The 26,074-nt window shown below is 28.9% G+C and carries 26 protein-coding genes; 22 read left to right on the top strand and 4 right to left on the bottom strand.

The genetic code is table 11. The features are described 5' to 3' along the window. Positions 1-102: 102 nt before the first annotated feature. Genes rpsB through rseP form a run of 6 tightly spaced genes read left to right on the top strand, consistent with a single transcriptional unit; the run spans position 103 to position 5,187 of the window. Entirely contained in the window at positions 103-885 is a 783-nt protein-coding gene (gene rpsB, locus QIA19_RS01155) for a 30S ribosomal protein S2 (RefSeq protein ID WP_008882320.1), read from the top strand. 3 nt (positions 886-888) lie between these two features. After that, positions 889-1,728 carry a translation elongation factor Ts gene (gene tsf / locus QIA19_RS01150; protein WP_301365207.1) on the top strand — a complete coding sequence of 280 codons (840 nt, stop codon included), beginning with the start codon at positions 889-891 and terminating at the stop codon, positions 1,726-1,728. Between the two features lie 34 nt (positions 1,729-1,762). Further along, positions 1,763-2,317 carry a ribosome recycling factor gene (frr, locus tag QIA19_RS01145; RefSeq protein ID WP_008882588.1) on the top strand — a complete coding sequence of 185 codons (555 nt, stop codon included), beginning with the start codon at positions 1,763-1,765 and terminating at the stop codon, positions 2,315-2,317. Between the two features lie 4 nt (positions 2,318-2,321). Continuing rightward, on the top strand, positions 2,322-3,014 hold the full coding sequence (gene uppS / locus QIA19_RS01140) for a polyprenyl diphosphate synthase (protein WP_301365204.1): 693 nt from the start codon (positions 2,322-2,324) through the stop codon (positions 3,012-3,014). A gap of 1 nt (position 3,015) precedes the next feature. Continuing rightward, complete coding sequence (locus QIA19_RS01135; protein ID WP_301366216.1) at positions 3,016-3,867, top strand: phosphatidate cytidylyltransferase; 852 nt, start codon at positions 3,016-3,018, stop codon at positions 3,865-3,867. 18 nt (positions 3,868-3,885) lie between these two features. Then, positions 3,886-5,187, top strand: a complete 1,302-nt coding sequence (gene rseP / locus QIA19_RS01130; RefSeq protein ID WP_301365202.1) for an RIP metalloprotease RseP — start codon at positions 3,886-3,888, stop codon at positions 5,185-5,187. On the opposite strand, the gene trhA is transcribed toward rseP, so the two are convergent. Next, entirely contained in the window at positions 5,184-5,885 is a 702-nt protein-coding gene (gene trhA, locus QIA19_RS01125; RefSeq protein WP_301365200.1) for a PAQR family membrane homeostasis protein TrhA, read from the bottom strand. The genes rseP and trhA overlap by 4 nt on opposite strands. A gap of 203 nt (positions 5,886-6,088) precedes the next feature. Here trhA and QIA19_RS01120 point away from each other — a divergent pair, with 203 nt between their 5' ends. From QIA19_RS01120 to dnaB, 6 genes are all read left to right on the top strand, one after another. Continuing rightward, positions 6,089-7,783 carry a PTS transporter subunit EIIC gene (locus tag QIA19_RS01120; RefSeq protein WP_301365198.1) on the top strand — a complete coding sequence of 565 codons (1,695 nt, stop codon included), beginning with the start codon at positions 6,089-6,091 and terminating at the stop codon, positions 7,781-7,783. Positions 7,784-7,923: 140 nt separating this feature from the next. Beyond that, a complete protein-coding gene (gene rpsF, locus QIA19_RS01115) occupies positions 7,924-8,343 on the top strand; it encodes a 30S ribosomal protein S6 (RefSeq protein WP_008882471.1) in 420 nt (139 codons plus the stop codon). A gap of 11 nt (positions 8,344-8,354) precedes the next feature. Beyond that, positions 8,355-8,804, top strand: a complete 450-nt coding sequence (locus QIA19_RS01110; protein WP_008882656.1) for a single-stranded DNA-binding protein — start codon at positions 8,355-8,357, stop codon at positions 8,802-8,804. Between the two features lie 13 nt (positions 8,805-8,817). Beyond that, positions 8,818-9,108 carry a 30S ribosomal protein S18 gene (rpsR, locus tag QIA19_RS01105; RefSeq protein WP_002556715.1) on the top strand — a complete coding sequence of 97 codons (291 nt, stop codon included), beginning with the start codon at positions 8,818-8,820 and terminating at the stop codon, positions 9,106-9,108. Between the two features lie 16 nt (positions 9,109-9,124). After that, positions 9,125-9,646, top strand: a complete 522-nt coding sequence (gene rplI / locus QIA19_RS01100) for a 50S ribosomal protein L9 (protein ID WP_008882747.1) — start codon at positions 9,125-9,127, stop codon at positions 9,644-9,646. Positions 9,647-9,649: 3 nt separating this feature from the next. Beyond that, a complete protein-coding gene (dnaB, locus tag QIA19_RS01095) occupies positions 9,650-11,017 on the top strand; it encodes a replicative DNA helicase (RefSeq protein WP_301365191.1) in 1,368 nt (455 codons plus the stop codon). 3 nt (positions 11,018-11,020) lie between these two features. Here dnaB and QIA19_RS01090 read toward each other — a convergent pair whose 3' ends face one another. Continuing rightward, entirely contained in the window at positions 11,021-12,385 is a 1,365-nt protein-coding gene (locus QIA19_RS01090; protein WP_301365189.1) for a hypothetical protein, read from the bottom strand. A 136-nt stretch (positions 12,386-12,521) separates the two neighbouring features. Between QIA19_RS01090 and QIA19_RS01085 the strand changes: the two genes are divergently transcribed. The 7 genes from QIA19_RS01085 (at position 12,522) to QIA19_RS01055 (ending at position 19,942) form a co-directional block, all read left to right on the top strand. Further along, positions 12,522-13,718: an acetyl-CoA C-acyltransferase gene (locus QIA19_RS01085; protein ID WP_301365187.1), complete on the top strand. Its 1,197-nt coding sequence runs from the start codon at positions 12,522-12,524 to the stop codon at positions 13,716-13,718. A gap of 79 nt (positions 13,719-13,797) precedes the next feature. After that, positions 13,798-14,808 carry a peptidylprolyl isomerase gene (locus tag QIA19_RS01080; RefSeq protein ID WP_301365185.1) on the top strand — a complete coding sequence of 337 codons (1,011 nt, stop codon included), beginning with the start codon at positions 13,798-13,800 and terminating at the stop codon, positions 14,806-14,808. A gap of 37 nt (positions 14,809-14,845) precedes the next feature. Beyond that, entirely contained in the window at positions 14,846-15,274 is a 429-nt protein-coding gene (nusB, locus tag QIA19_RS01075) for a transcription antitermination factor NusB (protein ID WP_039949481.1), read from the top strand. Then, on the top strand, positions 15,261-16,928 hold the full coding sequence (locus QIA19_RS01070; RefSeq protein WP_301365183.1) for a tetratricopeptide repeat protein: 1,668 nt from the start codon (positions 15,261-15,263) through the stop codon (positions 16,926-16,928). Before nusB ends, QIA19_RS01070 begins: the two co-directional genes overlap by 14 nt. Beyond that, complete coding sequence (map, locus tag QIA19_RS01065; protein ID WP_301365181.1) at positions 16,921-17,676, top strand: type I methionyl aminopeptidase; 756 nt, start codon at positions 16,921-16,923, stop codon at positions 17,674-17,676. Before QIA19_RS01070 ends, map begins: the two co-directional genes overlap by 8 nt. 66 nt (positions 17,677-17,742) lie before the next feature. Continuing rightward, the gene (gene htrA, locus QIA19_RS01060; protein WP_301365179.1) at positions 17,743-19,167 is read left to right on the top strand and encodes a DegQ family serine endoprotease HtrA; all 1,425 of its coding nucleotides are present in this window, start codon (positions 17,743-17,745) and stop codon (positions 19,165-19,167) included. A 181-nt stretch (positions 19,168-19,348) separates the two neighbouring features. Beyond that, positions 19,349-19,942, top strand: a complete 594-nt coding sequence (locus QIA19_RS01055) for a phosphoribosyltransferase (RefSeq protein WP_301365177.1) — start codon at positions 19,349-19,351, stop codon at positions 19,940-19,942. On the opposite strand, the gene QIA19_RS01050 is transcribed toward QIA19_RS01055, so the two are convergent. Further along, a complete protein-coding gene (locus QIA19_RS01050; protein WP_301365175.1) occupies positions 19,939-20,460 on the bottom strand; it encodes a hypothetical protein in 522 nt (173 codons plus the stop codon). The two genes, QIA19_RS01055 and QIA19_RS01050, sit on opposite strands and share 4 nt — an antisense overlap. A gap of 22 nt (positions 20,461-20,482) precedes the next feature. Further along, positions 20,483-21,871 (bottom strand): asparagine--tRNA ligase, encoded by a 1,389-nt coding sequence (asnS, locus tag QIA19_RS01045; protein ID WP_301365173.1) that lies wholly within the window; start codon positions 21,869-21,871, stop codon positions 20,483-20,485. Between the two features lie 163 nt (positions 21,872-22,034). Here asnS and murI point away from each other — a divergent pair, with 163 nt between their 5' ends. The 3 genes from murI to QIA19_RS01030 are packed head-to-tail and all read left to right on the top strand — an operon-like array spanning position 22,035 to position 26,072. Beyond that, positions 22,035-22,820 (top strand): glutamate racemase, encoded by a 786-nt coding sequence (gene murI / locus QIA19_RS01040; RefSeq protein ID WP_008882716.1) that lies wholly within the window; start codon positions 22,035-22,037, stop codon positions 22,818-22,820. Then, the gene (rsgA, locus tag QIA19_RS01035) at positions 22,817-23,740 is read left to right on the top strand and encodes a ribosome small subunit-dependent GTPase A (protein ID WP_301365171.1); all 924 of its coding nucleotides are present in this window, start codon (positions 22,817-22,819) and stop codon (positions 23,738-23,740) included. The genes murI and rsgA overlap by 4 nt, the downstream gene beginning before the upstream one ends. After that, entirely contained in the window at positions 23,730-26,072 is a 2,343-nt protein-coding gene (locus tag QIA19_RS01030; RefSeq protein ID WP_301365169.1) for an endonuclease MutS2, read from the top strand. Before rsgA ends, QIA19_RS01030 begins: the two co-directional genes overlap by 11 nt. Positions 26,073-26,074: the final 2 nt, after the last annotated feature.

Raw genomic sequence — 26,074 nt, 5'->3', positions numbered from 1 at the left:
ACTTATTAATTGGATTGTTTTATTATATTCTTATAAAAGAGGGGATAATTTCCGCCGTGTGTTTTCATGGTGAGTAAAAGAGAAGGATAATAGGAGGTTGATTTGGCAATTGTTACGATGAAAAGCCTGTTGGAGGCCGGAGTTCATTTTGGTCATCAAGTAAAAAGGCTTGATCCTAGAATGAAAAGATTTATTTTTTCTGAGAGAAATGAAATACATATTTTAGATCTTCAAAAGACTTTGCAGGGCATTAAAGATTCTTATGAGCTTGTTCAAAAGGTAATAAAAGATGGCAAAAAGGTGCTTTTTGTTGGAACCAAAAAGCAAGCTAGTGAGATCATAGAACAAGAAGCAAGAAGAAGTGATATGCCATATGTAAATAATAGATGGCTTGGGGGCATGCTTTCTAATTTTAATACGATTAGAAAATCTGTTCAAAAATTAAAAAAGCTAGAAAAGATGGAAGTTGATGGAACTTTTGATATGATAAGTAAAAAAGAGATTTCACAACTTAATCGTGAAAAATCAAAATTAGCTAAAAATTTAACAGGCATCAAGGATATGGAAATACTTCCCGGTGCTATTTTTATCATTGATCCTAAGCGAGAGCAGATAGCTATTAATGAGGCTAGAAAATTAAAAATCCCTATTATTTCTGTGGTTGATACGAATTGTAATCCAGATGTTATTGATTGTCCAATTCCTGGTAATGATGATGCGATTCGTTCTGTTGCTTTGTTTACCAAAATAATATCTGATGCTATTTTAGAAAGTGATAAAGAGGTTGGTATTCAAATAATTGAAAATTTGAATGAAGAAGATTTGATGAAAGAAATTGAAATTAAAAATGATAAAAGTGATTCTATTGAAGAAAGGGGAGAGTAATTTATGAGCAGTATTAGTCCTCAAGATGTAAAAAAGCTTCGAGAAGAAACCAATGCTGGTTTTGGAGACTGTAAAAAAGCTTTGTCCGCTGCTGGTGGAGACTTTGAATTGGCTAAAAAAAAACTTAGAGAAATGGGAATTGCATCTGCTGAGAAAAGACTTGACCGAGATGCAAAAGAAGGTAGAGTATTCTCATATTCAAACAATATTCATGCTGGGCTTTTGCTTGTTTCTTGTGAGACAGACTTTGTTGCTTTGAATCACGATTTTGTTAATTTTGGCAATTCCTTGATCAAGGAATTGGTAGAAAGTGGAATAGATTCTTTAACTACTTCTCAAGAGTTAGAGCTTAAAAATTTAGCAGCTACAATAAAAGAAAATATTCAGGTTAAAAAAATTTTTATTACCGAAATTCAATCTAATGAGTTTGTAAAAATTTATTTGCATGGTGAACAATCCAAGATAGGTGTTTTAGTTAAATTAAAAGTAGATGATTTTTCTAAAACCGAAGATAAAATGTTTCAAGATTTTGCTATGGATTTAGCCTTGCATGTGGCTGCGTTTGCTCCTGTTTATTTGAGAAATGATGATGTTTGTCCAAATTATATTAAAGAGCAAGAAGAGATATTTGCCAAACAATTAGAATCCAGTGGTAAGCCAGAAAGCATAATCAAGAGTATAGTTGCGGGAAAAATTAAAAAACATCTTGCTGAGATTTCTCTTCTTGAGCAAAGTTTTGTAAAGAATGATAAAATTACTGTAAGGGAAATGCTTGAAGAGATTTCAAAGACAGTTTCAAGCAAGATAGAAATAGTTGAGTTTAAATATTTAAGAATAGGGTAGATAATATGCTTTTTGTCAGCAAGGAGGAGTTTATATGGAAGATTATAAGGCTTTTCTAGATGAAAAGATGAGCAAGGTTCTTTTATCACTTGATAATGAATATAAAACGTTAAGAACAGGTAGAATTAGTAGTAATATTTTTGATAGAATTTTTATTCAATACCATGGCCAAAGAACACCTATAACTCAAGTGTCAAGCATTAGAATTCCTGAAGCAAGGCTTGTTGTTATTCAGCCTTGGGATAAAAGCATCTTGAATAAGATAGAACAAGCCATACTTAATTCTGATCTTTCTATGAACCCTTCAGGTGATGGTTCTGTTATTAGAATTAAGGTTCCAGCGTTAACTAGTGAAAGGCGGCAAGACATTGTAAAACATGCTAAAAAAATAGCAGAAGAACATAAAATTTCAACTAGAAATATACGACAGGATTTAAATAATAAGGTTAAAAAGCAAGAAAAAGAATCTGAAATTACAGAGGACAGTTTAAAAAGAATTTTAGATGATATTCAGAAATCTACAGATATGTATATTAAAAAGATAGATTCTATTTTAGAATCTAAAATTCAAGAAATAATGGAAGCTTAAATCCATGAATAAAGGTTCTCTTCCAAGTCATGTTGGAATTATTATGGATGGCAATAGAAGGTGGGCTTTAGGCAAAGGATTGTCTTTTTTAGAAGGTTATAAAGAGGGTCTTAAAAGAGCAAAAGAAATAGTTAAGTATTCTTTAAGGGTAGGTATTAAATATTTATCCTTTTATGTATTTTCTACTGAGAATTGGAGAAGGGATGATTGTGAGATAGAAAATTTAATGTTTTTAATTGCTAATTATTTGAGAGCTGAATTTGATTTTTACGAAAAAAATGGAATAAAAATAATAGTTTCAGGAGATGTTGAGTCTTTAAGCGGGGAAGTAAAAAGTTCTATAAAAGACTCTATTAGCTTTTCTAAAAATTTCAACAACCTTATTTTAAATTTAGCAATCAATTATGGGGGTCGTAATGAAATACTTAGAGCTGTTAAAAAATTTGTTTCAAGTGATTTTGATTTAGAGTCTTTGAATGAGAATATTTTTTCCAGTTTTTTAGACAATCCAGAACTACCCGATCTTGATCTTTTAATACGTACAGGCGGAAATGTTAGAATAAGTAATTTTTTCTTATGGAGGATTGCTTATTCTGAATTAATTTTTTCAAATGTTTTGTGGCCTGAATATTATGACACTAGATATAGTAAGGATTTGGAATGTTTCCAATTTAGAAGAAGAAATTTTGGGAGATGATTTGTTGAGCAAGGTTAAGAGATTTGCTTTTTTTGCAAGGTTGGGAACATTTCTATTTTTTGTTCCTTTGATTTTATTTTTAATATTTTTAGATTTTAAAAATTATTTATTCCTTAATATTTTAATTTTTATATTTAGTGGCTTTGCGGCAAAAGAAGTTAATGATTTATTAAAATTAAAATTCAAATTTTCAGGACTTTCGAGTATATTATCTTTTTTTTTAGGATTTGCTCCCCCAATTTTAACATATATTCATTTTAATGTTTTTTATTTAGGCATGAATGTAATATATTACTTGTTTATAGCTTTAGTTTTTAGCAATTGGATTGTTGATTTGGTGTTTATTAAAGAGCATGAGATTGGAAACTTTTTATCTCAAGCAACGTCAATACTTTTTATACTTATATATCCCGGGGTATTAATGTCTTTTACGGTTTCTATTACAACTTTACCCAAGGCACCATTTTTAATGTTAATGCTTTTTGCTATGGTAAGTGGAAACGATACTTTTGCATATCTTTTTGGTTATTTTTTAGGGAAAAACAGTTATCGCCCCACTATTATTAGCCCAAATAAAACATTAATGGGTTTTTTGGGGGGTATTTTGTTTTCTGTGCTTACTGCTATATTTGCGGTAGTTTTTAAATTAATAAATTTAAGCTATGGAGAATCTATTATTTTAGGCATTTTGATTGGAGTTTTTACCATTATTGGCGACTTGTTTGAATCTGGATTAAAGCGAAGTGCTGGAGTAAAAGATTCTGGGAAAATCGTTCCTGGTAGAGGCGGAGCTCTTGATTCGATTGACTCTTTTCTTTTAACAGGCCCGATATTTTATTTATACCTATCTTAGTGATTTTTGGAGGAAATTATGTATATTCTTTTTAGTGTGTTGGCTCTCAGTTTTATAATATTTATTCATGAGCTAGGGCACTTTTTATTTGCTAAACTTTTTAAAGTTAAGGTTGAAGTTTTTTCTGTGGGTATAGGTCCTAGCATATTAAAGTTTAAAATTAATAATACTGAGTATAGACTTTCCCCAATCCTTCTAGGAGGATATTGTAAGCTTAAGGGATTTGATCACTTAGAAAAAGAGCTTAAGGCAAATAAAGAATTAGAAGCAGATAAAGATTCTTTGTTTGGAATTTCACATTTTAAAAAAATCTTAATATATTTTGCAGGTCCGTTGTTTAATTTGATTTTTTCATTTGTTGTTTTTATTTTTATAAGTATGGCGGGTATTATATATTTTGATTATTCTTCAAGAGTTAGTATTTTAAATAAAGATTCTTTTTTAAAAGATAAATTTAGAGACGGTGATGTTATATTAAAGGTTAATAATAAAAAAATTGAATATTTTTCTGATTTAAAAAAAGTTATTCCTGAGGAAAAATCTACAGTTACGTTTGATGTTTTAAGGGAAAAAGAAAATATTACTGTTAAAGAGACTGTTAGTTTGCAAGATTTTTTAAAAGAAATTGGCCCTTGGGTTGATCTTGTGATAGCAGATGTGGTTTCAAATTCGCCTGCTAAGATTGCGGGAATGAAGCCGGGTGACGAAATAATCAGCATTGATAATGTTCTTTTGAAAAATAAAAGAGATTTAGATTATTTTCTTAAGAATTTAAATTCGGATGTTGTGGAAATTAAGTTTTCTAGAAATGGGGAGATTTTTTCTTCTAAGTTAGTATTTCATGATAAAAATAAAATGATTGGTATATATTTTTCACCACCTTTAAAAAGGATAGTTAAAGTAGAAAATGTTTCAAGTGCCATTAAGAATTCTTTTTTTAAGGTTGTAAATGCTTTGCAAGACATTTTATATTCTATTTTTTTATTAATGACAAATTTCTTAAATACTTCTAAGAGTGTATCAGGCCCTGTTGGAATTGTGGGCATTCTCTCTTCATCTTATTCTTTAGGGATATTGTATTGGATTAATAGCATTTCTTTCTTGAGCTTAATTCTTGCTGGTATGAATCTATTTTTTATTGTAATACCTATTTTTGATGGGGGACAAATTTTTATCAGCTTTATTGAGCTTTTGCGTGGAAAAAGATTTAAGGCCAAAACCATTTATTCTTTTTATAGCTTTGGTATTTTTTTTGGGCTGTTTCTTTTTGGTTTAGGCCTTTTTAATGATTTGAAAGGTCTTTTGAATATATTTAATTAAAAATTAGAAATGTATTTTAGCATAAGCCAAAAGTGAGATGCTGATGCGATTATTATTAATATATGAAATACATCATGCATTTTCATGTTAATTGTTGGATTGAATTTTTTACTTAATATGTATACTATTCCGCCTATTGTATATACGATTCCGCCAAAAACTAGCCAAAAAAATCCTTTTCCGCTGAGGGCCTTATAAATGGGCTTAATTTTAAAAATGATAATCCACCCCATGATTATAAATATGGATCCATTAAACCATCCGGGGCTGTTTGTAAATATTATTTTAAAAATTATTCCAATTATAGCCAGGCTCCACACTACGCATAAGATTATTAGTCCTGATTTATTTGGCACAAGGATTGCACATGCAGGAGTATATGTTCCTGCTATTAGAATAAATATTGAGATATGATCAAATTTTCTAAATATTTTTTTTATTTTACTTCCTTTTGGAAATATGTGGTAAAGAGTGCTCATCACATATAATAGGGTCATTGAAAATCCGTAAATCAAGAATACAAGTATATGTAAATCTTTTTTCTTAAGAGTAGATATTGTAACAAGAATTGTTGTTCCAATGATAGACAAAATAATTCCAAAAAGATGCGAGATTGAACTAAAAAGCTCATTTTTTGGTATTTTGCTTGTGTTAACATCGCTTAACGAGTAATTTTTAAGTTTGTTTTCTCTAAGCACAGCTTTGCCTCCGTTTTATCATTTATTTATAAAAAATATATAATACCTTACTTTAATTGTAAGTTTTTCTCAAGATCAAATTAAATCTTGCTTGATTTATCCAATCTTATTATTTGGCTTGTTTAGTAAGTAAAGTTTTTTTTTGCAAAAAAAGCTTTATAATAAAATAGTGTTTGCTGAAATTAGCATTGGAGAGGCTTAGCATGATTAATTTTATTAAAATAATTAACTTTTCAAGTTTGCAAAAATTTTCTAAAGCACTACGAGTGCCTATTTCTATTTTACCAGTTTCATGTTTATTGATTGGTATTGGATCTGTATTTTCAAATTCTTCTAGTATTGTTTATGTTGATAAAATTTTTATTCAAAATGTTTTAGCCTTAATGAAGGCTATAGGCAATGCTATTCTTCTCAATATGCCTTTAATTTTTTCTATTGGAATTTCTATTGGAGTTGCAAGAATGGGGCAGGGAACAGCGGCTTTGGGGGGCCTTATTGGTTATTTAACATTTAATATTACCGAAAATTATTTTATTGAGGCTTTTTCAGGGCTTGTTGAAGCAGAGACAATGTCTTCTGTGGGGCGTATAAATTTTTTTGGTGTTCAAACTTTAAATACGGGAATTGCAGGTTCTTTAGCGGTAGGCCTTGTAGTTGGCTATTTGCATAACAAATTTTATAATATGAAGCTGCCCAAGCCTTTTATTTTTTTTTCAGAGTGCCATTTTGTGCCTATAGTAATAATTTTACCCTTTTGTGTTGTTTTAGCTATATTTTTTTGTTTAATTTGGTCAAGTTTTGACAAGTTAATTACATCTTTAGGTGTGTTTGTTTTTAAGTTTGAATATTTTGGCAGTTTTCTTTATGGATTTTTAAATAGGCTTTTATTGCCATTGGGGTTGCATTCTATTTTATCTTTTCCTTTTGAGTTTACTTCTTTGGGGGGAGTGGAGATAGTTAATGGCGATACTGTTAGAGGTCTTAAGAATATATTTTATGCTCAGCTATTAGACCCATCACTTGGTAAATTTTCATCGGGTTTTGCCAAAATTAGCAGTGGATTTTATCTCTCTATTATGTTTGGACTGCCCGGAGCAGCATTAGGGGTTTACAAGGGCATTGTTCATGAAGATAAAAATAAGGTTGCAGCGCTTCTTTTTTCTGGAGCCTTGACAGCTTTTTTAACAGGAATAACTGAGCCTTTAGAATTTTTATTTATTTTCACAGCGCCTTTGCTTTATTTTGTTCATGCCGCTTATTCGGGATTTGCATTGTTGCTTGCTAATTTTTTTGATGTTACGATTGGCAATACCTTCTCTACTGGATTTTTGGATTTTTTTATGTTTGGGATACTTCAAGGAAATTCTAAGACAAATTGGATTAGTGTATTGCCTTTGGGGGCAATGTTTTTTGCTCTTTATTATTTTACTTTTAGTTGGCTTTATAGATACTTTGATTTTCAGATATTTGTTACAGACGATCCATTTTTTGAAGGCCAAGAAGGAAAGCTAGAGAGTCTAGGGATTGCGCATCTTTTAATTCAAGGTCTTGGTGGATTTGATAATATTACAAAGCTTGATGTTTGTTCTACAAGATTGCATGTAGATGTTGTTAATACTGAGCTTGTTGATAATGATTTGCTTAAAGAGGCTGGAGTTCTTAAAATAGGGCTTGTTAATGGCAAGGTTCAGCTTTTTTATGGATCTAATGTTTATTATATTAAAAAGGCCATTGATACCTATTCTCCAAAGAGTCTTTTTGAAGCTAGTGTTATGGTTGCAGTTGATAATGTAAAAAAAGGCTTTAAGACTTATATTGAAATGAAGGAAGACAAAAAACTTGAAAAGCAAGGTAAATCAGGGAAAACCTATAAGCTTAGCGAATTAGAAGAAGATTAGGGTTTAAGATTATTTTTCAGTTACATTTTGTATGTTATAAAAAGTTTTTATTGTTGAAAAAAATTAGTCTCTTTTATATACTAACTAAGTAACCTTTGTTGCATATTTTGCAATGCGATAGACCATAAGGAGTTTTAGTAATGATTAAAAGATATGAGGCATGTTTTTTGTTTAAAAGTGAAGAAATTGAATATAAGGGTTCTTTAGAAGAGGTTAAAAAATCTTTAGAGTTTTTTGGTGCAACTGATGTTGTTAGCAATTTTATTGGAGAGAGAGCCTTGGAATATCCTATTAAAAAGCAGGCTAGAGGTCGTTATGAAATAATAGAGTTTAGTATGGAAGGCAATAATTTAAAAGAACTTGAATCAAGGCTTAAGTTAATTAAAAACTTGCTTAGGTATATGATTTTGGTGAAAATAGTTAGAAAGATCAATACTAAAAAAATCAAAAGAAGAAATTTTAGAGAATTTAGAGACAATATTGACAAAGACAGTCTTAAAGGTGCCTCTAAAGTTGAAACACCAACAGGTCCTGAAAGCGCAGATATTCAGGAGAAATAAGAAGGTTTTTAATGGCTGATATTAATTCATTAGTATTGTCTGGTAGGCTTACAAGAGATTCTGAGCTTTCTTATACAGAAAGTGGTATGGCTGTTCTTAGATTTTCTATAGCTAATAATAGAAGAATGAAGAAGAATGATGAATGGATTGATTATCCACAATATTTTGATTGTGTTATTTTTTCAAAAAGAGCCGAAAGTCTCAACGATTATTTGAAAAAGGGCAAACAAGTTGTGGTAAGTGGATCTCTTAAATATGAAAGCTGGCAAGATAGAAATACAGGTGACAAGAGGAGTAAGATAAATATATTTGTAGATAATTTGCAAATGTTTAGTTCAGGTTCTAATACTATTCAAATGCAAGATTCAGATGTTAATAGTTTGACAAATCATAAAAAAGAAGATGTAGTTAAGGATATTGATATTGTTGATGATAAATTTAGCGAAGATATACCTTTTTAATGGAGTTTAAGTTATGTATAAAGATAGAGATACAAATCAAAGAGATTCAAGATTTGAAAATCAGCAGGATGGCTTTAAAAAAAATTCAAATTTCAGATTTTTTAAGAGAAAGTCATGTAAATTTTGTGATTCTGGTAAACATCCTGATTATAAGGATTTTGATTTTCTTAAAAAGTTTATTACCGAGCAAGGTAAAATTTTACCCAAAAGAATTACTGGAACTTCTGCTAAGCATCAAAGGCGCTTGGCATTAGAAATTAAACGGGCAAGATATATGGCTTTGTTGCCTTTTGTAAAAAAATGATTATTTGGGGGTAATTATGAAAGTGATTTTAAAGGAAGATTTTATTAATCTTGGAAAAGAAGGAGATACTGTAGAGGTAAGAGATGGATTTGCAAGAAACTATTTACTACCCAAGGGTTTTGCAGTTTTTTCAAATAAATATAATGTTGAGATTTTTAATCAAAAAAGAAGATCAATATTAAAAAAGCAGGAAGCAAAAAAACAAATGGCCAACGATTTGAAATCCAAGCTTGATCTTGTTAAATTAGAATTTTTTATGAAATCTAATGATTCTGGCAAATTGTTTCATAGTATTAACAGTTTAAATATTGCTGATGAACTTTTAAAACTTGGTTTTGATATAGAGAGAAAAAAAATAGATATACATCATGGAACTTTAAAGACTTTTGGAACTTATGATGTGACAATTAAGCTTTATGAAGGTATTAGCTCTATTATTAAAGTAGAGATAAAAAAAGAAAGAAAGCAAGAGGATAAAAAGTCTTTAAGTAAAAAGTTGAATAAAGCAGATGAACAAGGTGAAAGAGTAGAGGTGTAGTTTGTGGCTTTAGCAGCTTTTTCGAATTCTGCACTTCTTTTTAATGATGGTGCAGAAAAAGCGGTAATTTCTAGTATATTTTATAATTCAGATAAGATAGAGCAAATTGCTTTTCATGTAAGAGCTGATGATTTTTACAATGAAACTCATAGGTTGATTTTCAAAGCAATGGTTTCGCTTTATGAAAAAAGGGAAAATATTGATCCTATTACTGTTTTTGAAGAAGTATCTAAGCATGTTTCAAAAACGCAACTTTTGATTAAAAAAGATTTAATCAATTTGCCTGATTATTTAGATTCACTTTCAGTTTATTTGCCAACAGATAGAACTATAAATGTTTATGCGAAAATTGTAAAAGAACAGAGTGTTCGCAGAAGCATTTTAAATGTTTCTAAGGAGCTTAATGACTATATAAATGATTCTACAAAATCTATTAATGAGATTGTTGAAGAATCTCAACAAAAAATTCTTTCAATTGAGTTAGATTATTCTAGTAAGAACCTCTATCATGCTAAAGTTATTGCAGAACGTGTTCATAATGAGATATATGAGCGTAGCATGAAGAAAAAAGAAGCAAACTTTGGCATTCCAAGTGGCTTTAGAAAGGTCGACTCTCTTATTGGGGGATTTAGAAATAGTGATTTTATTATAGTTGGTGCTCGTCCCAGCATCGGTAAAACGGCATTTGCTTTAAATATTGCTTCTTCTATAGCATTAAGAAAAGAAGAAAAGAAAAAAGTAGGATTTTTTTCCCTTGAAATGACAGCAGATGCTTTAATAAAAAGAATAATATCTTCTCAATCTTGTATTGATAGCTTTAAAGTTCAAAATAGCATTTTATCTGGACAGGAGATAAAATCATTAAATGATATTATAAATGAAATTAGTGATTCTGAGCTTTATATTGAAGATACTCCCAATATTAGTTTGCTAACTTTGGCAACTCAAGCTAGAAAACTTAAGCGATTTTATGGTATAGATATAATATTTGTTGATTATATCAGTCTGATTTCTTTTGAAACAAAAAATCTTCCAAGGCATGAACAAGTTGCTTCGATTAGCAAATCTCTCAAAGAGCTTGCTAGAGAGCTTGAGATTCCTATTGTTGCATTGTCTCAGCTTACAAGAGATACAGAAGGGCGCGAGCCTAATCTTGCTAGTCTAAGGGAATCAGGAGCATTAGAGCAAGATGCTGATATTGTAATTTTGCTTCATAGGGACAAGGATTTTAAATTTGAGTCTTCTGCTGAGGTAGAACCAATAGAAACCAAGGTTATTGTAGCAAAACATAGAAATGGCCCTACAGGTAGGGCAGATATATTATTTTTGCCACACATTACTAAGTTTGTTAACAAAGACCACCAGTATTAGTTGTTATTTAACGACTATTCCAATTCCTAAATAATTAAAGTTAATAGAATGTTTTTCTAATTTTTTTTCATCTAAGTTATAAGCTATAGGAATATAGCTAACTTTTGAATATATTTTGAAAATATACTCAGTGTTTCGGTATTTTAGCATTTTGAACAAAAATCCTAATTCATTTTCAATTCCGACTTGAAGAATGTTTTTTATTCTTATTGGTCTTGAGATGCTTTTAATATCTTTGTTATTTTGATTATAGGCAAAAAATAATCCCGAAATTAGGTAAGGATTGAATGTTTTTTGTGGTAAAAATTCATACATGATGCCTGATGATAATTGATTTGTGAAGCTATTAGTTTCATTATAATTAGTGTAATAATTTGTTGATATTGAAAAGTAATGGTTAATGTTTTCATTTATTTTATAAAATAATGAATTTCTTATTTTTAATGGGATCATAATATCAAATCCAAAGTAAAAATTATTACTTACAACATTAAATTCATTATTTGATTCTGATATTTTTTTGTATTCTTCAGGTGTAATGATTATTCCAAATCCTCCAACGCTTAAGAAATTTTCTTTGGTTGAAAAATTTTTAATGTTTAAATTATTGGTTATGAAAAAATTTTTAGAGTAAAATTGATAATTTATTCCAATTCCTGTTTCTGCTTCTTGTGTTTTTGAATATGTTTTGAGGCTTTTGATTTGATTTTGAATTTGGGAATAAAGTTTTATATCAAATCCAATATTTTCATTTTTTAAGGTAATTCCAATACTGTTTTTAATAAAATAATCTGCACAATAAGATAGATCCATATAATTTTCTAAATTTAAAAAATTCATGTAAGAGTAATTTAGAGCAAAGCTTAAAAATCCTCTATAATTGTAGCTGTCGTAGCTTTTTATACTTGGAATTGGACGGTGTTGATTTAAAATGAGGTGAATTATGCTTTGCATTAAATGCCCTCCCCAGTCTCCAAATAATAAGTTTTTAACTCCAATTCCCAAGTCTATTTCTCCAAAATTTTTTCCATTAATTAGCAACAAGATTGGAAAATAGTACATGAAGCCTATTTCAATTAAGTCTGTTCTACTAATTAAAGATTTCGGAGAGTCTTTATAACCCCTATAGGTTAACATGTGTGCTTCTAAATTTATTATAAAATTGTATTTTGAAACATAGTTAAAAATAAGAGAACCACTTCTCAAGTCATCAAAAAAATCGCTTAATGAAAATCCGAATCCATCATTTAGTATTTCAAAATAATATTTGTCAATACCTTCATTTTTATATTGGATTGCATAATTATAAGAATAAACTTTTAAATTAGAAATTATAAATATTATTAAAAATATTTTTTTAAACCGCATTTTAAAATTATAACATTTTAGCTTGTTTATTAAATAATTCAGGTTAAATAGTTTATTTTTATTTAATAAACTTAGTTTTTATATGATCTATTGTATTGTATAATTCAATAAGTTTATTAAGACTTTAGGAGTAATTGTGATAAAAAAGGTAGCTATTATTGATGGACTTAGAACACCTAATTTTAAGTTTGGAGGTTCTTTTAGGGGTTTAAATATTATTGATGAATCTTCAAAAGTTGTTAAAGCTTTGCTTGAAAGAAATAAGTTATACAAAGTGGATGAGGTTATTATTGGTAATGTAATATCTGCGGGACTTGGTCAAAATATTGCAAGACAAATTGCTTTAAAGTCTGACTTAGGCGATACTGTGCCTGCATTTAGCGTTAATAAAGTTTGTGGTTCTGGGCTTAAGGCCTTGGAGCTTGCATTTAATTCTATTGCTCTTGGAGACAATGATATTGTTTTAGCTGGAGGAGTTGAAGATTTAACCAATTCTCCTTATTTATTACCTAGAAAGATTAGATTTGACGGTCTTAAATTTGGTAATTTTGGAATTGAAGATTCAATCCAAAAAGACGCCCTAGTAGATTCTCTGAATTTTATTTCCATGGGGCTTACAGCTGAAAATCTTTCAAAAAAATATAGAATAACAAGAGAAATGCAAGATGAATTTGCATATAATTCTCATGTAAAGGCATTAAAGGCAAGAGAGCTTGGATATTTTGAGGATGAAATTTATCCCCTGACTGTTTTTGATAAGAAGACCAACTCTAATATGACTATCTCAAGTGATGAGGAAATAAGAGAAAATTTAACTTTAAATAAGCTAGCATCTCTTAATCCTGTTTTTAAAGAATCAGGCACAGTAACTGCCGGAAATTCTTCAAGTTTAAATGATGGTGCTTGTTTTTTAATTTTAGCAAGTGAGCAAAGAGTAAAAAGCTTAGGGGTAAGTCCATTAGCTTATATTGGGGGATTTAAAAGTGTGGGGCTTGATCCACTTTATATGGGTTTTGGAGCTTATATGGCTATTGAAGGTATTATTAGTAAATTAAGTTTAAATCCTAGCGAAATAGATTTGATTGAGGTAAATGAGGCATTTGCAGCTCAAGCATTAAGCATTGAAAAGGCCTTGTTTAAAAAATACAATATAACTAGTGATATTATTAATGTAAATGGTGGTGCTATTGCTTTGGGGCATCCGTTTGCCGTTAGCGGTTCAAGAATTTTATTAACACTTTCTCGTTCTATGAAAATGAAGAATAAAACAAAAGGAATAGTATCTGTTTGTATTGGTGGCGGACAAGGAATTTCTAGTTTTTTGTATAGATGAAAATGTTTTATTAACTAGATTTAAATGTAAAATTTTGTTAAATTAGTGGGTAAGTGATTCTTTAATAAGAGGTTATGTTATGAAGAGTTTTTTATTTTGGGTAATATTGGGAACTGTAGGGATTAGCTCTTTTGCTCAAAATACTCCTGTTGCTATTATTAATTTATATAAGAATGAAATTATTACTAAAACCGGTTTTGATTCTAAGGTTGATATATTTAAAAAGACCCAAGGTAGAGACTTAACTGATGCTGAGAAAAAGCAAGTTCTGCAAGTTTTAATAGCAGATGTTCTTTTTAGTCAAGAGGCTTCAAAACAAGGAATTAAAATTTCAGATGATGAGGTTATGCAAACAATTAGAACTCAATTTGGACTTGTGAATTTTACTGATGAACAAATCAAGCAGATGATAGAAAAACAAGGTACAAATTGGGTCGAGCTTTTGTCTTCAATGAAAAGATCTCTGTCTTCTCAAAAGCTTGTTTTAAAGCAAGCTCAGCCCAAGTTTTCTGAAATTAAAACTCCCAGTGAGAAAGAAATTATTGAGTATTATGAGGCTAATAAAACTAAATTTGTAAATCCCGATATTTCAAGGGTTAGTCATATATTTTTTTCTACTAAAGATAAAAAAAGATCAGATATTTTAGATCAAGCAAAAAATATTTTAAGCCAAATAAGATCAAAAAAAATTACTTTTGAAGAAGCTGTAAGAAAATATTCAAATGACGAGTCTTCTAAGGCTAAAAATGGTGATCTTGGGTTTTTATCAAGAGGCGATCAAAATGCTCAAAATCTTCTTGGAGCCGATTTTGTGAAAGAGGTTTTTAATTTTAATAAGGGTGATATATCTTCGCCTATTGCTTCAAAGGAAGGGTTTCATATTATTAAAGTTACAGAAAAATATGCTCAGAGATTTTTAGGTTTGAATGATAAAGTGTCTCCTACTGCAGATTTGATTGTCAAAGATGCAATAAGAAATAACATGATTAATTTTCAACAACAGCAAATTGTTGTTCAAGTGCAGCAAGATATGTATGGCAAGCTTAACAAGTCTGCAAATATACAAATCTTGGATTCTAGTCTAAAATAAAACATATTTTTATTTATATAATTTTATTATGGATTTAATGCATGAAGTTAGAGTTTTAGCTTTTCAAAAGATTTATAGCATTGATATTAATCAAAGCGCAATGGACGATATTTTTGATATTTTTAATATTGAAGATAAAGGATTAGACATAGAAAATGAGTCTATTAAGTCGTTTTATTCTTCTTTAGTAATTGGTACTTTTAATAATTTAGAGCATATTGATAGCCTCATTAGGGATATTTCTTTGAATTGGTCTTTAGAACGCATGGATAAGGTTGATCTTGCAATACTTAGGATGGGCGTCTATTCTTTGAAGTTCCAAAATTTTGAAAATTCAAAACGTGCTGTAATTGATGAGGCAATTTTGATTGCCAAGAAATATGGCAGTAAAAACTCTTACAAGTTTATAAATGGTATACTTGATGCTTTGCTTAAAAATATGGAGAGTTGTATTGAAAAAAAATAAAACTTTAGTGTTCATTTCATTATTCTTATTATCAGTTTTTTTAGGTGGCTTTTATTTCTATTTCGATCCCAATATTTTATATCTTCTAAAAGGTGAGAAAGATTTTAGCAAACTTATTATGGGAATTGATTTTTATATTGATAAAAAAAAATTTGCTGATGCTAAAAAAGCAATGCTATTTTCATCATATTATGCTAATACTGAATTTAAATGGCTAGCCCTTGCTAAAAGAGCTAAACTTTGGGCTTTAAATACAGGCGATTATCATCTTATGGGGGAGATAGTAAATCTTGGTGTTAAAGTTTTGCCGGGGAATTTGAAATTAAGAGCTTTGGAAGTTTATTCTAAGCTTAAAATTGGGCTTTTAAAAGATGCTTATAGAATTGCAAATGAATATCTTTTAAATAGCGAAGAGTATCAAGGTCTTTATGATGAAGTTTTTATTAAAAATTTAAGTTCAGATAATGGGATTTTAGATTTTAACAAATTTATTGATAAAATCTATAAAGAAAAGGATGCTCGTATTTTTGAAGAGATAGGTTTAAATCTTAAAAATAATGCATTTTTAATAAATTCAATGCTTTTGTATATAGAGAAAAAAAACATAGATTCTGCTAAGCGCATACTTTTTAAAATCAAAGAAGACAAAAGTTTTTTAAAAGAACTTGCATATATTTCATATAATCTTAATGATTTAGATTATACAATTTCCAATCTTAAGTCCATTAAAAATGAAGAAGATCCCACTTTGCTTTTTTTGCTTGCCGATGCTTATTTTAAAAAAGGAGATATTAAAAATGCTAAGAATGAATATTTAAAGCTTTATACAAGATTTCCTGATTACAATGTTCTTGTTTATTTAAATCTTGCACTCATAGCTAATAGTGAGAATGATTATAAAAGAGCAATTTCTTATTTAAATAAGGCTAATGAGGTGTTTAAAGATAATAAGATAATAAATTATTATTTAGCAAACATATACTTTGGAATTAAAAATTATTTTAAAGCTAATGAAATTACGGCTAATTATAAGGAAGATCCGTTATTTTTTAAACTTTATTTTGCATTAAATTATGCAAATTCTAAGTATGAGGCAAAAAAATCTTATTTGTGGCGATTATTTTATAAAACTGAGTATAATTCTAGTATTGCTCAATTTTTGGCTTGGAATTTGCTACTTTATTCAGATTTAAAGGACTTGGATTTATTTTTTAGAATTTATAATTTTTCTGAAAATAAACAAGATTGGTATGATTTTTATAAATTTTATTATTTTTTCCTTAAAAGAGATTTTATTAGTTCAAAAAAGATAATTTTTGACAATAAATCTCAAAAATATATGTTTGGAATTTATTATAATCTTGGAGTTTTGAGCTTTTCTGAAAAAGACTATAAAGAAGCGGAAAGATATTTTAATAAAGGAATATCTTTATTGCCTGGTAGTTTTTACGATAAAGATTCTACTACCCCCTATGAGCGTGAGCTTGTATCAAAAATTTATTTAAAACAAGGGATTAATTATCTTTATTTAGGAAAAATGGAAAAAGGCAAAGAGTCTATTTTAGCTTCTTATTCTTTTTACGAAACCGATGAAGGAAGGCTTTATAAAAATATGATAGATACACTTAGAGAAAGGAAGTTGAATTTTGACTAAACTAAGATTGAAGTCTAAAGATGAGATTAAAAAAATAAAAGCTTCAGCAAGTTTGTTAGCGCTTACTTTGTTAGAAGTTGAGAGAAATATTGTTCCTGGTATTAGCACCAAGGAGCTTGATTTGATAGCCTATGATTTTATTATTAAAAATAGAGCTAAGCCTGCTTTTAAGGGATATCGTGGATTTAAGGGCACTATTTGCGCATCTGTTAATGAAGAGGTTATTCACGGCATTCCCGGAAAAAGAAAATTAGCGGATGGGGATATTGTTAGTATTGATTGTGGGGTTATCCTTGATGGATTTTATAGCGATATGGCAAAAACTTTTAAAGTTGGAAATGTGGATTCTAGTATCGATAAACTTTTAGAAGTTACAAATACCTCTCTTTACAAGGGTATTGCTGAGATGAAAGTTGGAAATAGAATTTTAAATATATCAAAGGCAATAGAAGATTATATAAAGCCGTTTGGTTTTGGAATAGTTAGAGAATATACGGGTCATGGTGTTGGATTTGAACTTCACGAAGAACCAAGTGTTCCAAATTATTATGCTCCTTTTTTTAAAAATATTAGAATTCAAGAGGGTATGGTTTTGGCTATTGAGCCTATGGTAAACTTAAAGGGGCACAAGGTTTCAATAAAAAGTGATGGTTGGACTGTTTTTGCATCTGATCTTAGTTATTCTGCACATTTTGAACATACTGTTGCTGTTGTTGATGGATTGCCCTTAATTTTAAGTGAAGTTTAAATTTTAAATTAATCAAATATTTAAATATTATTTATAAAATTGAGTAATTATGTGGAGGTTATAAAAGTGGAAAAAAAGTTTTTTTCTGGATTTCTTCTTAGTTTTTTGGCTTTGAGTATTGGATTTTTTATTGGAATGCATTATTTAGATTCTAATAGAAGCAACATTGTTTTTGCAGAAGAAAAGGACAATACCGTACGAGCCTTACAAGATTCTTTTAGAGAGGTTTCCAAGAAAATTTTACCATCATCTGTGGAAGTTCATGCAACAGGGGTAATCAAGCAGAGTTTTCCTATTCCATTTTTCTTTTTTGATATGCCAGAATTTGATTCTGAGAGAAAAAGCAATTGGGCGGGGTCTGGAGTAATAATTGGTAGAGATTCTCAAAAAAAATCATTATTTTATGTAGTTACGAATAGTCATGTGGTAGATAAGGCAACTGAACTTGAAGTTGTATCTTATGATAAAAAAAAGCACAAGGCTAAGTTAATTGGCAAGGATGAAAAAAAAGATATTGCCCTTATTAGCTTTGAAAGCGATGACGCAACTATTAAAGTAGCTGATCTTGGAGATAGTGATAAGCTTGAAATAGGTGATTGGGTTATGGCAGTGGGCAGCCCCTTTCAATTTAGTTTTACAGTTACAGCAGGCATTGTGAGTGGATTGCAACGTTCTGCAAATCCTAATTTGCAATCAAGGAATCTGTTTATTCAAACCGATGCTGCAATCAACAGAGGTAATTCAGGTGGTCCTCTTGTAAATATAAAGGGCGAGGTTATTGGAATTAATGCTTGGATAGCTTCAAATTCTGGCGGAAATATTGGGCTAGGTTTTGCAATTCCTGTTAACAATATTAAAAGCACTGTAGATTTTTTCCTTAAGGGTAAAAAAATTGAATCGGCGTGGCTTGGAATTTCTTTTTATCCGCTAAAGACAAGAGATTCTGAGGTGCTAAAAAGCTTGGGGGTTAAAAGTAATGATGTTTCAGCTGCAATTATTGCTTCTCTTTATCCAGGTTCACCTGCTGTTAAGTCAGGGCTTAGAGCAGGGGATATTATTATGAAGGTTAATGGGGTTTCCATGAGCGTTTTTCAAGATGTTACATCATATATTAGTGATTTTTATGCTGGTGAGAAAGTAAATGTAGAAATCTTAAGGGGCAATGTCAAAAAAAATATTGAGATTGTTCTTGCTGTTAGACCTAAGGATAAAGAGCTTTCTTCTTCAAAGATGCTTCCAGGTTTTGTTGTGTATCCATTAGTTGAGGATATTAAAGCTCAGCTTAATTTAAGAAATTGGATTAAAGGTGTTGTTGTTGATTATATTGATAAAAATTTAGCATCAAATATTAAAATGAAATCAGGAGATGTAATTCTTTCTGTAAATTCAAAAAGTGTTTCTAATTTAAGAGAATTTTATGATGCTCTTGAGGTTGGAAAAAATACTTATAAAATTTTAAGAGGAAACGATTCTTTTAAAATTACATTTTAGTAAATTTTAGTTTTGGGTTAAGAGTTGATCTTAGCCCTTTTTTTACATATAATTGCAAAGCTTTTAGATTGTAATGATTTTATTTTATGCAAATATTTGTGTGTTAATTTGCAAGTTAAAATATTTTGATTAAATAAATTTTATTGTTATTAGGAAAGAATAAAAGGAATAAGTTTGAATTATGAAGAAATATGTTTCTTATGAGGAGATAAGAATTAATGGATTTAAGCTTGCTTATAAAATTTATAAAGATGGATTTATTCCAGATATTATGTATGTCTCTTTGAGAGGAGGAGCCTATCTTGGCAATATTATTAGCGAATTTTTTAAATTTGTAAAAGCAGATAAACCTCTTTTATATGCTGCTGTTGTTGCTAGATCTTATGATATTTTTAATGAGCAAAAAAAGATAATGATAGATGGTTGGACTTATGATCCAAAATATTTAAGGGCAGGCGATAAAGTTTTATTTGTTGATGACATTTTTGATACGGGTCGTACTATTGTTTATTTGAGAAATGAAGTTTTAAAAAAAGGCATAGAGAGTAAAAATGTTAAAATAGCAGTTTACGATTATAAGGATCATGGATTTGTAGATTATATTCCTGATTATTATGTTAACAAATATTCTAACCAAGAAGAATTAAATACTTGGATTCATTATGGAAATCATGAGCTGACAGGATTAAGTGAAAGCGAATATAAGAATAGTTTCAAATACATAGATGATGAGCTTAATGAGATTTTAAAATTTTTGGCAAAAAATAAATCTTAATTATTGTCCTCTATGTATTCTATTAAAGTGAATCCCTTTGTTTTTAGCATTTTAATTATTATTCCTAGATTATCTTTTAATATTGGGCCGATTAGCATGTGAGTTTTTTCGGTTTTAACTGGAAATTTATTAGCATTTTTAATTTCTTGAAAGTTATCGTCTTTATAGTTGGGATAAACTTTAACGTAACTAGTTTTTGTAAAATTTACATCATTTGCAGTTTTTTGATTGATATTATTGCCTAAATTTCTGTTGGGGTAATTAATTTTTTTTGATTTTTGTATGTATATATTGGAATTTATATTTTTTTCTCTTTTTTTATCTCTTTTTAAAATTGATTCTTTTTTAATTTTTTTGCTGTTTGAATTTGAATCGTAATTTTTAGAATTTTTTTTTATTCTTGTTTCTACGTTTGAAAATAATTCCAATTTATTGTCTGATTTTTCATCTTTTACTGAAAACAATCTTGTTGTAAAAAGAAAGAGTAGCATTAATTTGTAAAGTTTTGGTAATTTCATCTTTTTGTTTCCTTTCTTTTGATTAAAAATAAAGATTTTTAGGAGTCCTTGGGAATGGTATTGAATCTCTTATATTAGATATTCCTGTTGAGTATTGCACCAATCGTTCAAGTCCAAGTCCAAAACCAGAATGAGGAGCCGAGCCAAATCTTCTTAGATCAAGATACCAGTTTAGATGTTCAATGTTTAAGTTTAATTCTTTTATTCTATTTTCTAATTTTTGCAGGTCATCTTCTCTTTCGCTTCCCCCTATAATCTCTCCAATTTTTGGAACAAGTATGTCCATTCCTTTAACAGTTTTATTGTCTTTATTTGCTTTCATGTAAAATGCTTTGAAATTTTTTGGATAATCAATGACCACTACCGGTTTTTTAAAAGTCTCTTCTGTTAGGTATCTTTCGTGATCTGTTTGCAAATCTATTCCCCAGTAAGGCTTTATTTCAAAATTTTTTTTTGAGTTTTCAAGAATTTCAATTGCTTTAGTATAGGTAATAACCTCAAAATTTGAATTTATTACATTTTTTAGTTTTTTAATTAAACCTTTTTCAATGTAATTTTCTAAAAAATCCATATCTTGTGAGCATTCGTTTAAAATTGAACTTAAAAGATATTTTAAGAGATCTTCTGCTAGGGCAATATTGTCGTTAAGCTTATAAAAAGCCATTTCTGGTTCTATCATCCAAAATTCTGAAGCGTGGCGTGTGGTGTTAGAATTTTCTGCTCTAAATGTTGGTCCGAATGTATATATTTTAGATAAAGCCATTGCGTATGCTTCCCCATGCAATTGGCCAGTGACAGAGAGAAAAGCTTCTTTTCCAAAAAAATCGTCTTTAAAATCAATATTGCTAGGCGCATTGTTTGGTTTATTAAATTTTAGTGTGGAAACTCTAAACATTTCTCCAGCACCTTCCCCATCATTTGATGTAATTATTGGTGTATTAATATAAAAAAAACCATTTTTTTGGAAATATTCATGAATTTTGTATGAAATTTTATTTCTTACCCTCGCAATAGCTCCAAATGTGTTGGTTCGTATTCTTAAATGGGGTATTTCTCTTAGAAATTCAAAAGAATGTCTTTTCTTTTGCAATGGGTAAGTTTCTGGGTCTGTTTCTCCGATTACATTAAAACTATGTGTTTTTATTTCATAATTTTGCCCTTTTGCAGGACTTTCTACTAATAGGCCCGTTAACGATATACTTGTTCCTGTTGTTAATTTTTTTAGATCTTTTCCACTAAATTGATTTTCTTCTTCGTTTATTACAGCTTGAATTCCTTTAAGCGTTGAACCATCATTAATTTCTATAAATCCAATTTTGCCGTTACTTCTTTTGGTTCTAATCCAGCCGTTTATTGTAACATTGCTGTTTAAAATTGGGTTTTTTAAAATATCTTTAATGCTTGCAAACATTTTATTTATCATCCTAAATACTTATTAATATTGTCAAATCAATTTTATTATAGCTTAAAACTTTTTTTTAAAAAAACATTTAACAATTTTTATTATTTTAATTCTTGATATTAACTTTGTTAATATTTATACTTTACTTTTTAGGGGTGATTATTATTTTGTAATGAAAAATTTCAAAGAAGTAATAATTATTTTTGATTCAGGAATAGGAGGACTTTCTTATTTTAAATATATTAAAAGTAGAATAGGGGAATGCCAATATGTTTATGTTGCCGATAATAAAAATTTCCCTTATGGAGAAAAAAGTCCTGAATATCTTTTAGAAGCAGTTTTGTTTTTGATTGAGAAACTTAAAAAAATCTATAATATTGGTGCATTAGTTTTGGCTTGTAATACAATTTCTGTTAGTGTATACAATAAATTAAATTTTGTTTTTCCAGTAGTCTATACTTTGCCAGATGTAAGTTCAGTTTCAGATCTTGTTTTAAAAAGAGTTCTTTTGATTGCAACAAATACTACTCTTGAAAGCAAATTTGTTAAGGATCAAGTAAATATACATAATGATTTGATTGTAAAAGCTGCTGGAGAGCTTGTTAATTTTGTTGAATATGGAGAGAATTACAAAAAAGATGCTCTTAGATGTTTAGAAGCTTTAAAATTTGAAGTTGTAAATACTGGTAGAGAAATTGTTTTTCTTGGATGCACGCATTATTTGCATCTTAAGGCAATGATAGAAGATTTTTTAAAAATTCCCGTTTATGAGAATCGTGAATTAGTGGTAAAAAATCTTATTAGATCAATGAATTTTTCTGAGCATAAAGGTAATTATTATAAGAATGATTTTGATTTTGTAGATGATGAGTTTTATTTGACCGAAAATAAAAATTTGACTTTTTATCAAAATTTTTGCAAAAAATATAATCTCCGCTTTAAGGGAATGATAGTTTGAATTATCTTGAATTTGAAGTTATTTGGGGAGTTAATAACATATATTCCATTTTAGAGCTTAACAGTAAGTTAATTTATGAAGGAATTTTTAAAGGTAAGGTATTAGAGACAGGTTGCAAGGAGTACAGTCCTTTAGTTCCAGGGGATATAGTCTTAGGATATATTTATAGTTCTCGCAAAGTGTATATTGATAAGCGATTAAGTAGGAAAAATATTCTTTGGCGTTACAATAAGAAAGCAGATCTTAGACAGACAATTGTTTCTAATATTGATAATGTTTTGATTGTAAGTTCTGCTAATTTTCCTGAGATGAAAAATTTTTTTATTGACAGAGTTCTTGTTGTTGCAGAAGAACAAAATATTGTTCCTATTATTGTGATTAATAAAATTGACAAAGGAATAGGCCAAAGGGCACAAGAATTTTCTGAAATTTATGAAAATCTAGGATACAAGGTTTTAAAAACTTCTGTTAAAACTTCTGAGGGCATTAAAGAAGTAAAAGAGGTTTTGAAAAATTCAAGAACTTCTTTTATTGGCCAGTCTGGCGTTGGTAAATCTTCTTTGATAAATTTGATTGATTCAAGAGCTTCTCAATCGGTAAATGAAATTTCACATAAGTATTCTAGGGGAAAACATACTACCGTTTATTCAATATCATTTCATTCTGAGAGCGGAATAATAGTTGATACTCCAGGAATAAAGGAGTTTGGAATTGAAACATTGCCCTTTGAGAATCTTAAGTATTATTTTAAAGAGTTTGAAAATTTTGCTAGTTTTTGTAAATATAAATCCTGTTTGCATGTTAGCGAACCTTATTGTTCTGTTACAAGTTCTTTGGATAATGGGATTTCTAAACTTAGATACGAAAGCTATTTAAAGATTTTGTCAGAGCTTAAAAATTATAAAAATTATGCAAGATGAACAAGATAAATATTTAAAAAATATTGACTTTTATGAAATTTTATCTTTAGTATCTAAATACGTTTCTAATCCAGACACTGTTAATTTACTAAGTAATCAAAAAATATTAAAAACAAGAGAAAGTTTGGAGAAAATATTTTCCTTTGTAAGTCTGATTAGAATGCTTTTTGAAAGTTGTAAAGGATATCCAAATTCTTTTATAAATAGTTTAAAATATCCCATTTTATTATTATCAAAAGAAAATTCAAGAGTTTCTATTGAAAATTTGAGAGATATTATAGTGTTTTTAGATGAGGTTTTAAGAATAAATTTATTTTTGCATAAAAATAGTGATATCAAGCATCTTAATGTTCAGATTTTATCTGATTTATTATTTTTAAACTCAGAGCTAAAAAATTTGCTTAATGAATTGAAAGAACATATAGATGTTGATGCTCTTGAATTGAAAAGTGGTGTTGTAAAAGAATATGATTCGATTGAATTTGAAATTAAAAATTTAAATAGACGAGTTGGAAATCAGATAAAAAAAATAATTAGTTTAAACACAGAATATTTGACTTCTAATTTTGTTTATTATAAATCGAATAAATATACTCTTGCTCTTAGGTCTAATTTTAAAGGCAAAATTAAGGGTAATATTATTTCTATTTCTTCATCGGGTGAAACATTTTATATTGAGCCAAACGATATTGTAAATGATAACAACAGGTTAAATTATTTGAGCTTAGAAAAAGAGAGAATAATTTTGAAAATTTTACTAAATCTTTCTGCTAAAGTTCATAGCAACATTGTTCTTTTAGATAACCTTTATAATAATTTTTTGTATTATGATTCTTTAAAAGCTCGAGCGATTTATGGAATCAAAACTAAAGGGGTATTTCCCGAAATTTCAAATGTATTAAATATTTTTGATGCACACCATCCTTTGTTAAAGGATTCAAAGGCAATAACTTTTACTCCTGCTGAGAATCGTGTTGTAATTATTACTGGTCCTAATGCTGGTGGAAAAACGGTAACTTTAAAGACAATTGGACTGCTTAGTGCAATGTTTCAATTTGGGATTCCTATTGTTGTTGGTGAGTCTAGCACTTTTAAAATTTTTGATAACATTTTTATTGACATTGGAGATGAGCAGTCAATTTCTAATTCTCTTTCAACTTTTTCAAGCCATATGAGCAATATTTCTTATATTTTAAAACATACTACAAAAGATAGCCTTGTAATATTTGATGAATTTTGCTCAGGAACAGACATTGATCAAGGGCAGGCGCTTGCTATTTCAATTCTTGAATATTTGATCAATATTAATTCTTATGTTTTAATATCAACTCATTATAATGCTCTTAAATATTTTGCATATACCCATAAAGGTGTTGTTAATGCTTCTATGCGGGTGGATTTAGAGACAATGCATCCTAATTATAATTTAATTTTTTCCATTCCTGGTGAAAGTTATGCGTTTAATGTTGCTAGCAAGGCTTTGATTGACAGGAGCATATTAATTCGTGCTAATGAAATTTATTCATCTCAAAAAACAGAAATTAATGAAATTTTAGAAAAATTAATAGAAAAAGAAAAAGATTTGCTTTTAATTAAAGAAAGTATGGATAAGAAATTAATCCAAATAGAATTGCAAGAAAAAGAGCTAGAAAATTTTTATCAAGATCTTTTATTAAGGGAAAAAAATATTGAGACACAGCTTTTAAATGAGCAGAATGAATTTTTAAAAAATTCAAGAAAAGTTTTAGAAAATTTGGTTAGAGAAATAAAAGAGGGCAATATTAATGTTGCAAAGAATAAAGCTTTTATATCAGATTTGGAAAAAAATATAGACCTCAAGACAAATAAAGTGAATTCTCTTAACAATAAGAGAAATGTGTTTGCAGATTTTAAAATAGGAGACAGAGTTAGAATAGTTAATTCTAATGCAAAAGGAAAAATAGTCGGGATTTCAAAAAAGAAGATCACCGTCAATGTAGGTGCTTTTAACGTTAGTGTTTCTAGTTCAGAGATATCTTTGGAAAGCTTTAAAGAAAAAAAAGAGAGTGGAAAAAATTTTAACTTTTCAATTGATTATAATAAGGAAAATTTATTAAGTTTTACCATTGATATTAGGGGTATGAGGTCTGTTGATGCTCTAGACTTTTTGAATAAGAAAATAGATAATATTATATTAAATGGTATTAATAAATTTGAGATCATTCATGGAAAAGGGGAAGGCCATCTTATGAGAGAAGTTCACAATTTACTAAAAGAATTGAAGTTTGTTAGAAAATATTATTTTGCTCACCCTAGTGATGGAGGGTCTGGAAAAACCATAGTTGAGATTTAATT

The sequence above is a fragment of the [Borrelia] finlandensis genome, from assembly GCF_030438365.2.
GTDB classification, from domain to species: Bacteria; Spirochaetota; Spirochaetia; order Borreliales; family Borreliaceae; genus Borreliella; species Borreliella finlandensis.
This window is presented reverse-complemented; position numbering and strand designations above follow the sequence as displayed.

What these genes read in the sequence shown, in the direction of transcription:
- tsf (WP_301365207.1), top strand. Translation starts at nt 889, where the DNA reads ATGAGCAGTATTAGTCCTCAAGATGTAAAAAAGCTTCGAGAAGAAACC.
- frr (WP_008882588.1), top strand. Translation starts at nt 1,763, where the DNA reads ATGGAAGATTATAAGGCTTTTCTAGATGAAAAGATGAGCAAGGTTCTT.
- uppS (WP_301365204.1), top strand. Translation starts at nt 2,322, where the DNA reads ATGAATAAAGGTTCTCTTCCAAGTCATGTTGGAATTATTATGGATGGC.
- rseP (WP_301365202.1), top strand. Translation starts at nt 3,886, where the DNA reads ATGTATATTCTTTTTAGTGTGTTGGCTCTCAGTTTTATAATATTTATT.
- QIA19_RS01120 (WP_301365198.1), top strand. Translation starts at nt 6,089, where the DNA reads ATGATTAATTTTATTAAAATAATTAACTTTTCAAGTTTGCAAAAATTT.
- rpsF (WP_008882471.1), top strand. Translation starts at nt 7,924, where the DNA reads ATGATTAAAAGATATGAGGCATGTTTTTTGTTTAAAAGTGAAGAAATT.
- QIA19_RS01110 (WP_008882656.1), top strand. Translation starts at nt 8,355, where the DNA reads ATGGCTGATATTAATTCATTAGTATTGTCTGGTAGGCTTACAAGAGAT.
- rpsR (WP_002556715.1), top strand. Translation starts at nt 8,818, where the DNA reads ATGTATAAAGATAGAGATACAAATCAAAGAGATTCAAGATTTGAAAAT.
- rplI (WP_008882747.1), top strand. Translation starts at nt 9,125, where the DNA reads ATGAAAGTGATTTTAAAGGAAGATTTTATTAATCTTGGAAAAGAAGGA.
- QIA19_RS01090 (WP_301365189.1), bottom strand. Translation starts at nt 12,385, where the DNA reads ATGCGGTTTAAAAAAATATTTTTAATAATATTTATAATTTCTAATTTA.
- QIA19_RS01080 (WP_301365185.1), top strand. Translation starts at nt 13,798, where the DNA reads ATGAAGAGTTTTTTATTTTGGGTAATATTGGGAACTGTAGGGATTAGC.
- nusB (WP_039949481.1), top strand. Translation starts at nt 14,846, where the DNA reads ATGCATGAAGTTAGAGTTTTAGCTTTTCAAAAGATTTATAGCATTGAT.
- QIA19_RS01055 (WP_301365177.1), top strand. Translation starts at nt 19,349, where the DNA reads ATGAAGAAATATGTTTCTTATGAGGAGATAAGAATTAATGGATTTAAG.
- QIA19_RS01050 (WP_301365175.1), bottom strand. Translation starts at nt 20,460, where the DNA reads ATGAAATTACCAAAACTTTACAAATTAATGCTACTCTTTCTTTTTACA.
- asnS (WP_301365173.1), bottom strand. Translation starts at nt 21,871, where the DNA reads ATGTTTGCAAGCATTAAAGATATTTTAAAAAACCCAATTTTAAACAGC.
- murI (WP_008882716.1), top strand. Translation starts at nt 22,035, where the DNA reads ATGAAAAATTTCAAAGAAGTAATAATTATTTTTGATTCAGGAATAGGA.
- QIA19_RS01030 (WP_301365169.1), top strand. Translation starts at nt 23,730, where the DNA reads ATGCAAGATGAACAAGATAAATATTTAAAAAATATTGACTTTTATGAA.